Annotated in this window: 13 protein-coding genes; 11 read left to right on the top strand and 2 right to left on the bottom strand. The window is 61.8% G+C overall.

The annotated features are described in order from the left end of the window. The first annotated feature begins 42 nt into the window (after positions 1 to 42). The 4 genes from ACOY6C_RS10375 to ACOY6C_RS10360 all read left to right on the top strand — a co-directional run bounded on the left by ACOY6C_RS10375 (position 43) and on the right by ACOY6C_RS10360 (position 2,052). Positions 43 to 642 (top strand): hypothetical protein, encoded by a 600-nt coding sequence (locus tag ACOY6C_RS10375; protein WP_420905404.1) that lies wholly within the window; start codon positions 43 to 45, stop codon positions 640 to 642. A 100-nt stretch (positions 643 to 742) separates the two neighbouring features. After that, the gene (moaD, locus tag ACOY6C_RS10370) at positions 743 to 994 is read left to right on the top strand and encodes a molybdopterin converting factor subunit 1 (protein WP_420905403.1); all 252 of its coding nucleotides are present in this window, start codon (positions 743 to 745) and stop codon (positions 992 to 994) included. A 4-nt stretch (positions 995 to 998) separates the two neighbouring features. Next, positions 999 to 1,523, top strand: a complete 525-nt coding sequence (mobB, locus tag ACOY6C_RS10365) for a molybdopterin-guanine dinucleotide biosynthesis protein B (protein ID WP_420905402.1) — start codon at positions 999 to 1,001, stop codon at positions 1,521 to 1,523. Positions 1,524 to 1,527: 4 nt separating this feature from the next. Beyond that, positions 1,528 to 2,052, top strand: coding sequence for an O-acetyl-ADP-ribose deacetylase (locus tag ACOY6C_RS10360; protein WP_420905401.1), 525 nt, complete (start codon positions 1,528 to 1,530; stop codon positions 2,050 to 2,052). On the opposite strand, the gene ACOY6C_RS10355 is transcribed toward ACOY6C_RS10360, so the two are convergent. Beyond that, positions 2,040 to 2,348 carry a hypothetical protein gene (locus tag ACOY6C_RS10355; RefSeq protein ID WP_420905400.1) on the bottom strand — a complete coding sequence of 103 codons (309 nt, stop codon included), beginning with the start codon at positions 2,346 to 2,348 and terminating at the stop codon, positions 2,040 to 2,042. The two genes, ACOY6C_RS10360 and ACOY6C_RS10355, sit on opposite strands and share 13 nt — an antisense overlap. A 448-nt stretch (positions 2,349 to 2,796) precedes the next feature. Between ACOY6C_RS10355 and ACOY6C_RS10350 the strand changes: the two genes are divergently transcribed. From ACOY6C_RS10350 to ACOY6C_RS10340, 3 genes are all read left to right on the top strand, one after another. Next, positions 2,797 to 3,147, top strand: coding sequence for a hypothetical protein (locus ACOY6C_RS10350; protein ID WP_420905399.1), 351 nt, complete (start codon positions 2,797 to 2,799; stop codon positions 3,145 to 3,147). 111 nt (positions 3,148 to 3,258) lie between these two features. After that, positions 3,259 to 3,480: a hypothetical protein gene (locus ACOY6C_RS10345; protein ID WP_420905398.1), complete on the top strand. Its 222-nt coding sequence runs from the start codon at positions 3,259 to 3,261 to the stop codon at positions 3,478 to 3,480. 133 nt (positions 3,481 to 3,613) lie between these two features. Further along, complete coding sequence (locus ACOY6C_RS10340; protein ID WP_420905397.1) at positions 3,614 to 5,509, top strand: GNAT family N-acetyltransferase; 1,896 nt, start codon at positions 3,614 to 3,616, stop codon at positions 5,507 to 5,509. On the opposite strand, the gene ACOY6C_RS10335 is transcribed toward ACOY6C_RS10340, so the two are convergent. Further along, on the bottom strand, positions 5,475 to 7,232 hold the full coding sequence (locus ACOY6C_RS10335) for a sensor domain-containing diguanylate cyclase (protein WP_420905396.1): 1,758 nt from the start codon (positions 7,230 to 7,232) through the stop codon (positions 5,475 to 5,477). The two genes, ACOY6C_RS10340 and ACOY6C_RS10335, sit on opposite strands and share 35 nt — an antisense overlap. Positions 7,233 to 7,454: 222 nt before the next feature. Here ACOY6C_RS10335 and ACOY6C_RS10330 point away from each other — a divergent pair, with 222 nt between their 5' ends. The 4 genes from ACOY6C_RS10330 to ACOY6C_RS10315 all read left to right on the top strand — a co-directional run bounded on the left by ACOY6C_RS10330 (position 7,455) and on the right by ACOY6C_RS10315 (position 13,518). Further along, positions 7,455 to 8,756, top strand: coding sequence for an AAA family ATPase (locus ACOY6C_RS10330; protein WP_420905395.1), 1,302 nt, complete (start codon positions 7,455 to 7,457; stop codon positions 8,754 to 8,756). Next, positions 8,746 to 9,411 carry a DUF4276 family protein gene (locus tag ACOY6C_RS10325; protein WP_420905394.1) on the top strand — a complete coding sequence of 222 codons (666 nt, stop codon included), beginning with the start codon at positions 8,746 to 8,748 and terminating at the stop codon, positions 9,409 to 9,411. Before ACOY6C_RS10330 ends, ACOY6C_RS10325 begins: the two co-directional genes overlap by 11 nt. 232 nt (positions 9,412 to 9,643) lie before the next feature. Continuing rightward, positions 9,644 to 12,091, top strand: coding sequence for a GAF domain-containing sensor histidine kinase (locus ACOY6C_RS10320; RefSeq protein WP_420905393.1), 2,448 nt, complete (start codon positions 9,644 to 9,646; stop codon positions 12,089 to 12,091). Next, positions 12,088 to 13,518, top strand: a complete 1,431-nt coding sequence (locus ACOY6C_RS10315; protein WP_420905392.1) for a sigma-54-dependent transcriptional regulator — start codon at positions 12,088 to 12,090, stop codon at positions 13,516 to 13,518. Before ACOY6C_RS10320 ends, ACOY6C_RS10315 begins: the two co-directional genes overlap by 4 nt. Positions 13,519 to 13,520 lie beyond the last annotated feature (2 nt).

Raw genomic sequence — 13,520 nt, 5'->3', positions numbered from 1 at the left:
TCTTTAAAGAAACCAACTCGCCGCCCACATGGAGAGTCATCCTTGAGTCGATTTCTACCCGTCATCGCACTTTTTCTGCTTTTGGCCGGCGCGGGACTGGGGGTTTCCGTGTCCACGGTGACCGATCTGGAGGCGCACACCCTGCGTCTGGCCCAGGATGGACTCCCGATCCCGGAATTCGGACTGCTGGTGGCCCGCCTGCATGGCGCGCTCGACCTGCTCACCCTGTCGCTGGGGAGCGGTTTTGGTCTGCTTGGGGTGGGGCTCTGGCGTCACCACGCCGCCCGGCGCGAACAACACGAACTGGTCAGCCACCTCTCCGGCCTGATCCAGGCCGCCGAGGAGGGGCGCAAGAGCGAAACCCTGCGTCTGGAGAGCCTGCTGATCACCCAGGTCGAGCAGACCCGCGAGTTGGCCGCCGAGCTGGCGGTGATCCGCGAAACCACCAGCCGTTCCGAAGAGTTGGTGAAAAATGCTCCGCCCCCGCTGCACGCCCCGCCGGTCAACGCCTTGATGCCACTGGTTTCGTTTGCGGCCCACGCCGACGATCACCACCCGCGTGCCCCGTCCAACCGCCGGTTGGCCATCGCCGGTCCCGAGATCCCCGGCGATCAACAGGACGAGGAGTTCGAGCCGTTCTGACGGCGGGCCGGGAGCGGCCCTTGAACCAGGCCCTCCGACTCCGTATCGTGATCCGCTCCGCGTGGATTCCCAATCATCCGTCCAAGGAGCACGAACCACCATGGCTCTGTTGCGTTATTTTTCCTGGGTGCGCGAGAAGATCGGCGTGGCCTCGGAGTCGATTTCCCTGCCCGAGGAGGTCACCACCGTGGCCGCGCTGCGTGCCTTTCTGGCCACGCGCACCGCGGCCCATGCCGAACTCCTCCACCATCCGACCCTGCGCATCGCGGTCAATCAACGTTACGCCCAGCCCGGCGATCCGGTGGCCGACAGCGACGAGGTTGCCATCTTTCCCCCCGTGAGCGGAGGGTGAGCCCATGACCCCCTCCCTTCCGCCGGTGATCGGTTTCGTCGCCCCGAGCGGCACGGGCAAGACCACCCTCATGGAGCGGGTGATCGGCCATCTGGTCGCCTCGGGCCTCAAGGTCGCGGCCATCAAACATGGCCACCACCCCGCCGATCCGGACATCCCGGGCAAGGATACCCATCGCTTCCGTCAGGCCGGGGCCCGGAGCGTGCTTTTTGCCTGCCCGCAACGCTGGTTTTTGATCCAGGATCTGGGCGATCTGCCGGAACCCACCCTCGCCGAGCAGGTGGCGCGTCTGGCCGGTCACGATCTGATTCTGGTGGAGGGGTACAAGGAGGAGGATCACGACAAGATCGTCGTGCGGCGCCGCGACACCCCGGCCAACGATCTGCTCGACCGGTTGAGCCGGATCGTGGCCGTCGCCACCGACGACCCGGAGCCGGACGCCGATCCGCCGCAACTCCCCTTGAACGATCCGGCCCGGGTGGCCGGGTTCATTCGCGCCCGACTGACGCCCGACCAGGCTGGAGCGTAACGCGATGACCAATACCTTGAAGATCCTGACCGGGGATATCACCCGACTGGTGATGGATGCCATCGTCAACGCGGCCAACGCTTCGCTGCTCGGGGGAGGGGGCGTGGATGGGGCGATCCATCGCGCCGGCGGTCCGGCGATTCTCGAGGCGTGTCAACGGATCCGTCGCGAGCGTTATCCGGAGGGGCTGCCGAGCGGCGAGGCGGTGGCCACCCCCGCCGGCAATCTTCCGGCCCGGCTGGTGATCCACACCGCCGGCCCGATCCATCACTCGGATCCGGATCCGGATGGCAATCTGGCGCGCTGCTACCGCCGCTGTCTGGAGGTGGCCCACGAAAACCAGGCGCGACGGGTCGCGTTTCCGGGGATCAGCACCGGAGTGTATGGTTTTCCGAAGGAGACAGCGGCCCGGATCGCCATCGCGACGATTCGGGCCTTTTTCGACGCCCATCCCGATGCCGGGATGGCGGTGACGCTGGTGGCCTTTTCAGACGCCGACGCGGAGATTCTGCGCCGTCACTTGAAGTGATAGAAGGTGGCGTTCAGATAGGCAACCACGTCGGCTTCATCCTCCGGGAACCATTTGGAGTTGAGCACCTGCTGGTTGCAGAAGGCCACCTGGGCCTTGAGTTTCTCCAGGGAGTCCTTGCGGTTCTTGCGGGTGTAGAGGGCGTTCACGTCCCCCGCGCCCTTGGCGGCGTGACAGGCCCCTGCGCACGACGGATCGTGCAGTTCCTTGCCCTTGGCCACATCCCCGGCCCAGGCCGACGCTACGCCCAGCACGACCACCGCCAGACCCAAACCCAATACCTTCCCGTATCCCATGGAGGCCACTCCTTAGTTTCTTCGATGTCCCGCGCGCGGGGTTGGTGACAACGGCCTCGGGTCCGTGGATCCCCGGTTTGAGGGGATGTCGGGCAACCGTGTCGGCCCATTTGGATCCTGCCTGCCCGATGAACGCCCATTCAGGCCGGGAAATACCCTAGCACGCTCTGCGGGGCTAGGCAACCGTCCGTCCATTCCGAATGCACCCTTTTGTCATGGTTTTTCCAAAGGTTGTCTTTTATTTTGTCATTCCATGCTTTTGATTGTAGAGATTCCGCCGCCGAGCCACTTCCGTCACCCCTCCCAGGAGCTTCGCTGGACGCCCGCGCATTCCTCCGGGGTACATGGAGGGGGAATCGAGGTTAAACTGATTTGGCATGCAACCTGCTTGGGTTTGGTTAACCGGAGATGAACTCCGCATTCTTGACTCTGAAATGGGATTTTTGCCATGCAGCTCACTTCGCACGACAGATCGTCTGTCAACCCGTCCATGCCCTTGATGCGCGGCGTGACCGGTGAAATGGAACACCGCGTCCTCGATCACGACAATGCCCGTCGCCTGTGGGCCGCGGTGCTGGAACGGGCCATTCTCGATCTTCAGGATCGCACCACCCGCGCGGACGCCATCACCTGGATCCGCTCCCATCGGCACGGAGTGGGCTCTTTTCACTGGATCTGCCAACAACTCGACATGGATCCCGACTCGGTGCGTCACGCCCTGCTCGGTCCGTTGACCGCCACCGGCGCGACCGGTTTCAAGCCGGTTGACATGGCGCCGGGCTCCCTGTCAACGCACTGACGGCATTTTGGTTCCGGAGGAGGTTGGAGCGGTTCTTGCTTTCTGTTGGACATGGTGGAATGATAGTATCCATCGTTTCCGATGACTTTCAACCTCTGGCAAGGATCTTCCATGAACGTTTCCAGCATCATGCCGAGCGATATCAGCACGGTGAATCAGATCCGTTCCATTCAGGCGGCGCAACGGGTCTTTCATACCGTGCAGAACCAATCCTCGCAGACCCGGCAGATCATCCAACAACAAACCTACATGCCGCCGAACTATCTTTCCACCAAGGCCTATGTGGTGAGTCTGTCGGCTCAGGCCATGCAACTGAGCGCGAGCATCCAGTAGCGCCCGACGTCGGGACCACGAAAGCCCCGGATCGTCGGGGAGGGCGGTTCCGAGCGATTGTTCTTGAGATTCGTCTCCTGTTGGCCTACCATTGTTGCAATGCAACAAATCGAACAAGGCCAGAGGAGCCACCATGTCCAAACACCATCTCCCCCCGAAACTCACGGAGTGGAAACACCATCTCAAATCCGGGGACCGGATCTTCATCGGCTCGAACGCCGCCTGTCCCCACGCCCTGACCGAGGATCTGGTCAAGCACGCCAACGACTTCCGTGACCTGGAACTGGTCCATATCCTGATCCTGGGGCCACACCCCTGGACCGAGCCCAAATACGCCCGTTCGTTCAAGGTCAACTCCCTGTTTCTGGGACCCGGAACCCGCAACTCCGTGGCCTCCGGGGTGGCCGACTATACCCCCTGTTTCCTCTCCGAGATCCCCTCGCTGTTCACGGACGGCATCCTGCCCATCGACGTGGCCCTGATTCAGGTGTCGCCGCCGGATCAATACGGCTACTGCTCGCTCGGCCCTTCGGTGGATATCGTCTCGGCGGGCTGGAAATCGGCTCGCCAGGTGATCGCCCAGATCAACCCCTCGGTGCCGCGCACCTTGGGTCAAAGCTTCATCCACGTCAGTCAGATCCACGCCTGCATCGAGGCCGATCGTCCCATGACGATCCTGCAACCGCCGGAACTCGACGACGTGGCGCTGCGCATCGGTCAGTACGTGGCCCAGTTGATCCAGGACGGGGCCACCCTGCAAATGGGGATCGGACGGATCCCGGACGCGGTGTTGCGCGCGCTCGGCGACCACAAGAACCTGGGCATCCACACCGAGATGTTTTCCGACGGGGTGATCGAGCTGTTCCGCTCCGGGGTGATCAACAACACCCAGAAAACCCTCCATCCCGGCAAGATCATCGCCTCGTTCTGCATGGGATCCCAGAAGCTCTACGATTTTGTCCACGAAAACCCGCACATTGAGTTCCACCCCACCGAGTATGTCAACAACCCCACCGTGATCGCCCGCAACGACAACATGGTGGCCATCAACAGCGCCATCGAGGTGGATCTGACCGGACAGGTGGTGTCGGATTCGGTGGGCCAACGGTTCTACAGCGGCATCGGCGGGCAGGTGGATTTCATTCGCGGCGCGGCCCGGAGTCGCGATGGACGCCCGATCATCGCCCTGCCGTCCACCGCCAAGAACGGCACCATCTCCAAGATCGTCCCGTTCCTGACCGAAGGGTCCGGGGTGGTCACCTCGCGCGGGGATGTCCATTACGTGGTCACCGAGCATGGCATCGCCACCCTGCGCGGCAAAAGCATCCGCGAACGGGCCCTGGAGTTGATCCGGGTGGCCCATCCGGCGTTCCGCGATCGTCTGCTCGCCCAGGTGCGTACCCACCACTGGGTTCCCGACTATCAGATCACCCAACCCAGTCGGGTCGAGGAGTTGGGCGATCCGCAACAGGTCAAGGTGCGTCTGAAGGGGAACGTCTACTGCATGCGTCCGCTGCATGCCGCCGACGAGCGCATCTATCAGGAGTTCTTCTATTCGCTCGACGACGAAACCGTGATGCAACGCTACCGCTATCACCCGGATGGCATGTCGCGGCAGAAGGCGTGCGAGGTGGTGAATGTGGATCAGACCCGTGATCTGGCGCTCTGCATCGTGCGCTGCAAGGGGCCGCACCATGTGATCCTGGCGGTGGGTCGCTATTACTGGATCGAACAGGAGAACAGCGGCGAGGCGACCTTCGTGGTTCAGGAGGGGAGCCGCGCCAAGGGCATGGCGAGCGTGCTGTTGAACAAGATGATCGAAATCGCCCGCAAGCGGCGCCTGAACCGGTTGGTCTGCGTGGTGCGGGTGGACAACAAGCCGATGCGGAAGTTTCTGGAAAAATACAAGTTCGAGACCTATGCCGGCAGCGAACCGATGGAATTGCGCATGGTTTTGCCGTTGAATCCGGCGCCCGTGCCGGCGGTGCAACCGGTCATGCCGGCGGAGTCGCCGCAAGCTCCGGCGTGAACGGACAGACCCGGTTGCGTCCCAGGCGCTTGGCCTGGTAAAGGGCCAGATCGGCGGCCTTGAGCATGGCCTCGGGCCCTTCTCGTCCACACTCCGGGAAGATGGCCACGCCGATGCTCACGGTGACTTTCAGCCCATCGACCACCATGGCCTCGACACTCTGGCGGAGCCGCTCTGCGGAGCGGTTCACGCCGGAGGAGCCGGTGCTGGGCATGATGGCGCAGAACTCCTCGCCGCCGTAGCGGCAGGGGTGATCCACGGAGCGGAAATGGGTGCGCATCACCTCTGCAATGGCCTTGAGGACCCGATCCCCCTGGTCGTGGCCGTGGGTGTCGTTGAACCGTTTGAAGTGGTCCACGTCGAAGAGCAGCAATCCCAGGATCAATCCATAGCGTTTGGCGCGATCGTACTCCTCGAGGAGTGCGGCGTCGAAGCGGCGTCGGTTGAAGAGCCCGGTCAGGGGATCGGTGTTGGAGAGTTTGCGCAGTTCGTCTTCCAGGGCCTTTTCGCGGGTGACGTCGCGGATCATCGCCGCCGAGCCGATGGGATGACCGGCTGAATCGCGGATGTTGGCGGCATGGATCTGTAGCATGCGTTCGTTGTGCAGGACCAGTCCCGGCAGTTCATGGACATGATCGTCCAGGAGGGCGCGCATGTGTTCCGGGTCGTCGAAGAGGGTCATGAACCCCTGGGTTCGGATCTCGTCGGCGCTTTTGCCGATGAACCGTTCCGCCGAAGGGTTGACCAGCACGATGCGGTTTTCCCGGTCGGTGACCACGATGCCTTCGCGGGTGCCGAGCAGGATGGTGGTGAGTTTGTCGTGCTCCTCGCGCAGATCGAACCAGGCGCTGCTCAACTGGCTGCTCATGTGGTTGAAGGCGGTGGCCACTTGGCGGAATTCCGCGCAGCCGGTGACCGGCACGGAGCGATCGGGATCGCCGTGGTGGTGGTCGTCGCCGAGGATGCGGGCCATCCGTTCCAGGGGGGCCACGGCAGAGCGGCAGACCGCCTGGTGGATGATCAGCATCACTGCGGCGGCGATGAGGGTGCCGAGGCCGAAGATCCACCAGCGGGCCTGATGGATTTCGTGATTGGCCTGGGAGAGGGACATGGTGAGTTTGATCAGGCCGCGGAACGGGTCGTTCTGTCCGTGGCAGGGGCGGCATTCGTCCTGGTTGGGGATGGGGGCGAAGAAGGTGAGCAGCGGAGCGCCGTTCAAGGGGTCGCGTTCGTAGATCGGCACCTCGTGACCGTTGCCGAGCACGTTTTTCAGGGTGGTGGAGTCGCTGGGGAGAACCTGGACCTTGTTTTCGCGTTTGCGGGGGTGGAACCGTTCGCCGCCCAGGCGTTGGTTGACCAGACGGATGGTTTCGTTGGTGCGGAAGGCCTCGCTGCCATCGGGTCGCAGGATGCGGAAATCGACCAGACCGTTGATGTTCTGGAGATTTTTGCTGAAATCCTCGGCGATCTCCGCGTCGCCGGCGAGCATGATGGTGCGCAGTCCGCTGGAGACCCCACGGGTGATCAGCAGCACGGCCCGTTCGTTCTGGCTCATCACGAGTTGTTCGTGGAACTCCGAGATGAGCACCGCCAGTCCCAGCCAGCCGAACACGAAGGTCACCCCCACATAGACGAGGATGCGTCCGCCGAGGCGATCGAGCACGGAGTGGGTCCAGACGATGGGGGAGAGACGTTTGAGCGGGGTGAGGAACCGGTTGCTCATGATGGCGCGTTGAACCAGGGGTTGGAGTGGGGTGATCGGACCGGTCGAGAAACCTGGATGCCGTGTGAACGTTGAATCATTCTCGTGCTTGCATGATAATCCCTCGCGGTTCAGGTTTCCATGCAAATTTCGCAGGCTGCGGAAGGTTTTCGCCGGGTTCGATTGGCGACGTCGATGGCGGATCGGGCGGGTGGGCAACGTCAGGAAACAAGGAGAGGCCAAGTGGCAAGACTCGAAGGTATCCGCATTCGGAATTACCGTGCCTTGCGCGATGTGACGCTGGGGAAATTATGGAATTTGCAGAGGGTGGACCCCTTGCAGCCTTTGACCGTGGTGATCGGCAAGAACGGCACAGGCAAGAGTTCGCTCTTCGATGCCTTCGGATTCTTGGGGGATTGCCTGCGGGTCGGGGTCGAGGAGGCGTGTGATCTCCGGGAGCGGGGCGGATTCCAGCGCATCCGTTCCCAGGGGGTCGAAAACGAGCCGATTCAGTTCGAACTCTATTATCGTGAGGAAGGAAAGGCCCGTCCCATGACTTATGAGTTGGCAATCGATCTCGATCTTCAGGGCCGTCCGTATGTGGCCAGCGAGCGACTGCGGCAGCGGCGCAAGGGGCAATCCCACGGTCATCCTTTTTCTTTCCTGTATCTTCGTGAGGGTCGGGGCTTGGTCTGGTCGGGTCTGGAGAGTTATGCCACCGATGCGACGGAAATGGTTATGTCCGGTAGTGATGATTTTTGGTTGGAAAGTATCCAGGAAGAGCCAGAGAGTGAGTGGATCGAACTGACGGATCAAAGGCATTTGGGAATTGTCACCCTGGGATCGCTCAAGGCTCATCCACGCATCGAGCGGTTCCGGAATTTTTTGCAAGGATGGTATTTAAGTTATTTTTCGCCCAATTCCGCGCGGGAGGTCTCCAAGGCCGGGCCACAAAAGCATCTCAACGAATCGGGCAGCAACATCGGCAACGTGGTGCAGTTTCTGGAACGGGAACACAGGCCGCGCATTCAGAAGATTTTGAATCAGATCGCGGACAAGATTCCAGGGATTCAGGATATCCGCATCCATCGTGACGAGATTTCCAAGAATCTCTATCTGCTTTTTTACAGTTCATCCTTCCAGGAGCCGTTCACCCATTACCAGATGTCCGATGGCACGTTGAAGATCTTTTCCTATCTGTTGCTGCTCAACGATCCGGAACCGCCGCCGTTTTTGTGCATCGAGGAGCCGGAGAACGGCCTGTATCACAAGGTGCTGGAGGTGTTGGCCACGGAGTTCCGATCCTATGCGGAATCCAAAAAGGGTGGAACGCAGGTCTTTATCACCACGCATCAGCCCTATTTCGTGGATGCTCTGGAGCCGGTGGAGGTTTGGGTGATCGAAAAGGGGGAGGATGGTTTCTCGAAGATCACCTGCGCCAAGGATATTCCCTTTGTCCAGAACATGGTTCTGGAAGGGCAGCCCTTGGGATCCCTGTGGGCCGCCGATTATCTGGATGCGGGGAGTGTGATCCATGCATCTTGAGGTGCTCGTGGAGGGCACGACGGAGTTGACCGCGCTCTCCATTCTGATGTCCCGGATCATCGGACCCTATCGTGAGCCGCACACATGGACGATTCACAAGCATCGTGGCATCGGTTCTTTGCCGGAGGATCCAACCGCGCGACCGAATCCATTGGATCCGACCTTGCTGCACAACCTGCCGTCGAAACTGCGCGCTTATGGCAAGGAGGACCGCGCCGACCTGCTGGTCGTGGTGTTGGTGGATCTGGACGAGCATCCCGATTGTCGGGCGTTCAAGCAGCAGTTGACCGGGTTGCTGGCGTGGTGCGATCCAAAGCCCAACTGTCTGTTCCGGATCGCCATCGAGGAGCTGGAAGCTTGGTATTTGGGGGATCGTGAGGCGCTTCTCAAGGCCTATCCGGAAGCGGATCCGGTCAAGTTGGAGGCTTACCAGCAGGACTCCCAGTGTCGGACCTGGGAGACCCTGGCCGATATCCTTCATCCAGGGGGGATCGGTGTGAGGAGAACCGCCGGAGTTACGGGAAAAAGATCGCCAAGTGTCCTGAATCACAAGATGCTCTGGGCCAGGACGATCGCACCCGAAATGGATGTGGAGCGGAATCGTTCCGGCAGTTTCCAGTGTTTCCGAGACGGCTTGCGACGCCTGACCGCGTAAGGTGCCGGCGTGCCCGAGGGGCATGACGCTCCCATCCTTCAGAAAACCGGCTCTCGGGAACCTCCCGGTTCCGGTCATGCCGCCCGCTTTGGCGTCCGGGCAGCCGGGCGTGGACAGCCGCTTGCATCGAACCACCTTTTATGGATCATCCATTTCCCGTATGATTGACCTTTGCAGGTGAAAGGGCCACGGCGTTATCCAGGCCGGCCATAGCGGTCATCCGGGGGGGAGGATGGTCACATCAGAACAGCTTCGCATCGCCGAGGCGCCCGAACGGGTGCCGTTGCGCCAGAGGCTCGTCTACCGTCAGTTGCGTCTGGCCCTGTGGGTCGGGCTGGGGGTGGGGGTGGTGTTCGGTCTGGCCGGGTGGTGGGCGGATCGACTCCTCGGAGCCGGCGCGGGCATGCTCTTGTCCATCGGGCTGCTTCAGTCCCTGGTGCTGGCCCTGATTCTCACCTGGCTGTTCCACCGTCTGCTTACCCGTCCGATCCGGCGCATCGGACGGCAGTTGGCCAGCATCGATCCCACTCGTCCGATCCGTCTGCCCATCACCGTCCCGCCGGAACACCAACAAAGTGAACTCGGACTCCTGGCCCGGCACCTCAACCATGCCCTGACCCTGTTCGACAACGCCCTGCTGGTCCACAAGGAGACCGACCGGCTGTTGCAACGGACCCAGTTCAGCGTGGATCACGCGGCGGACATGATCTGTTGGGTCGATCCTGCGGGGCGGTTCATCTATGTCAACGAGGCGATGTGCCTGGCCACGGGGTACTCCCGGGCCGAACTTCTCACCCGTACCCTGTTCGACATCCGCGTCGATCTGACCCTGGACCAGTGGGCCGATCACGGCGAGGCGCTGGAACACAGAGGTCAGTGTTGCATGGAGTACGCGGTGCGCACCAAGGCGGGGGCGTTGCTTTATCTGGAGGTGCAGACCACCCTGCTCAAGATCGAGGGGATGACCATCCATTGCCATTTCGCCCGCGACATCCGACCGCGCAAACAGGCGGAACGGGCCATCCGGCGCGCCAACCGTACCCTGCTCACCTTGAGCCATGGCAACGAAACCATGATCAAGGCCACTTCCGAGCAGGAGTTGCTGAAACGGATCTGCCGACTGATCGTCGAGGAGGGGGGCTATCGCATGGCCTGGGTGGGTTTCGCCAGTGCCGATGGTCGCATCCTGCCTGCGGCCCAGTATGGTTTCGACGCCGGGTATCTCGACACCCTGGAGATCACCTGGCTCGACGCCGGAAAGGGCGGGGGACCCTCGGGCGCCGCCTATCGGACCGGCAAGCCGATTCTGGCGCGGGAGATCGGCAGCGATCCGGACTTCGCCTCCTGGCGGGAGGAGGCGGCACGGCGCGGCTATGTGTCGTCGTTGGCGCTCCCCTTGCCGGTCGATGACCTGTTGCCCCTCGGCACCCTCAACATCTACAGCGGCTCCCTGGATGCCTTCGATCCGGAGGAGATCCAGCTTCTGGAGAACCTGGCCAACAACCTGGCCTTTGGCATCCTCAAGTTTCGCGAGGCCGAGGAGCGGCGTCGCGCTCAAAAGGCGATGCGCATCTCCGAGGAGAAACTGCTCTCCCTGCTTCATCACTCCCCGGACCCCATCATGACCCTGGACCGCGAAGGACGGGTGCAGTACTCCAACCGCGCGCTGACCGATCCGATCCTGGATGCTCTGCTCAAGTCGCGTCTGCCCGATCTCAATGCGCGCATCGCCGAGGTGTTCGTCAACGGCGAGGCGGTGGAGTTCCCCCTCACCGACGGCGAATCCTCCTGGTGGGAGGCGCGTCTGGCGCCGATCTTCCACGACGGACGGGTTTCCGAGGTGCTGGCGGTCTGTCAGGATGTCACCGAAAAACATGTGTTGCAGGCCCAGAATCTGCGTAATGCCCGTCTGGCCTCCCTGGGGGTGCTGTCGGCCAGTGTGGCCCACGAGATCAACAATCCCAACAACGCCATCCAGTTCAACGTGCCGATCCTCTCCGCCGTCTGGGAGGATGCCAGACCCATGCTGCTGAATCTCCACGAGCGCTCCGGGGCCTTCTATCTGGGCGGCATGCCCTGCGAGGAGGCCATGGAGGTGGTGCCGCGTCTGCTCGATGGCATCCGCATGAGTGCGCAACGCATCCAGCTCATCATCTCCGGCCTGAAACACATGGTGCGACAGGACAAAGGGATCCTCACCCAGCGGATCAACATCCTCGACCCGATCCATGCGGCCATGATGATCCTGCAAAACCAGATCCGCGCCGCCACCGACCATTGCCGGTTGTGGCCGCCGGAACAGCCGGTGATGGTGCGCGGCAATGCCCAGCAGTTGGAACAGGCTTTTATCAATATTCTCCAGAACGGTTTGCAGGCCTTGACCGGTCGCGAAGAGAGGATCGAAATCGTCATTCACTCGGATCCTGGCGCGGGTTTTCTGGAGGTGGTATTTCGGGACGAGGGGCGTGGCATTGATCCGGATCATGTGGGAAAATTGACCGATCCGTTTTTTTCCACCAAGACCGAATCCGGGGGCATGGGATTGGGGTTGTCGATCACCAAAACGATCATCGAGAATCATGCGGGTACGATTGCCTTTGCCTCGGAGTTGGGGCGGGGGACAAGGGTGACCGTGCGATTGCCATTGGATGCCAGCACCACGCGGGGAGAGTCGGCATGAGCGAGCCCAACAAGAAGAGTCTGCCCATCGTGCTGGTCGATGACGAGGAGACAGTGCTGTTCAGTTCCAAGATTCTGTTGAAGACCGCCGATGTGTCGCCGGTGGTGACCATGACCGATGGTCGGAATCTCCTGGAGTTTCTGGAGGAACATGGGGCGGCGGTGGTGGTGTTGGATCTGGTGATGCCGCACACGCCGGGCACCGAGTTGTTGCCGCGCATCAAGGAGCGGTTTCCGGAGGTGCCGGTGATCGTGATGACCGCGAATCTGGAGATCGAGATCGCGGTGCAGTGCATGAAGGATGGGGCGTTCGACTATCTGGTCAAGCCCGCGGAGAACAGCCGCTTCATCTCGTGCGTGAAGCGGGCCATGGAGTTGCGCTCGTTGCGCCGCGAGGTGGGGACGCTCAAGCACTATCTTTTGGAGGACTCGTTGCAGGATACCGAGGCCTTCGCCCCGATCATCACCAAGAGCCGCAAGATGCGCGCGGTGTTTCAGTATGTGGAGGCGATCGCGCCGTCGTCGGAGCCGGTATTGATCATCGGCGAGACCGGGGTGGGCAAGGAGTTGCTCGCCCAGGCGGTGCATTCGGTGAGTCACCGTTCCGGGCAGTTGGTGGCGTTGAACGTGGCCGGGTTGGACGACAACATGTTCTCCGACACCCTGTTCGGCCATCGCAAGGGGGCATTCACCGGGGCCAACGACAACCGCGAGGGGATGATCGCGGCGGCGGCGGGGGGGTCGTTGTTTTTGGACGAGATCGGCGATCTCAAGGAGTCCTCCCAGGTCAAGTTGTTGCGGCTGTTGCAGGAACGCAAGTACTACCCCCTGGGTTCGGATGGCTACATGAAGACCGATGCGCGCATCATTTGCGCCACCAATCGGGATCTGAAGGGGCTGATGGCCGAGAAGAGCTTTCGGTCCGATCTTTATTTTCGGCTCTCTTCCCATCAGGTGCGCATTCCCCCCTTGAGAGAGCGCAAGGAGGATATTCCGCTTCTCACCGCCCGTTTTCTCGAGGAGGCGGCACACGCCATGGGCAAGCCTGTGCCGATTCCGCCGCCGGAGTTGTTCCATCTGCTCAACACCTATGGCTTTCCCGGCAATGTGCGCGAGTTGCGGGCCATCGCTTTCGATGCGGTGGCGCGCCATCAGTCCGGGGTGTTGTCGCTGGAGCGGTTCCGGGAGAGCGTGTTCGCCACCGGCACCCCCGAGGAGTCGGACGCCATGCAGGAGGAGGACAACCCCTTCAAGCGCATGAGCGCCAAGCTTCCCACGCTGCGCGAGGCCGAGGTGTTGCTGATCGAGGAGGCGCTGGAGCGCTCCCAGGGCAACAAGAGCGTGGCCGCCACCCTGCTGGGGGTGTCTCGCCAGACCCTGAACTACCGGTTGCAGCAGTTGAAAAAGGGGAATGGCGGGCGGGAGTAGTT

Source organism: Candidatus Magnetaquiglobus chichijimensis, from assembly GCF_045865675.1.
In the GTDB taxonomy this organism is placed as follows: domain Bacteria; phylum Pseudomonadota; class Magnetococcia; order Magnetococcales; family Magnetaquicoccaceae; genus Magnetaquiglobus; species Magnetaquiglobus chichijimensis.
Note: the sequence above shows the minus strand (reverse complement) of the source record. Positions and strands in the feature narration are given on the sequence as shown.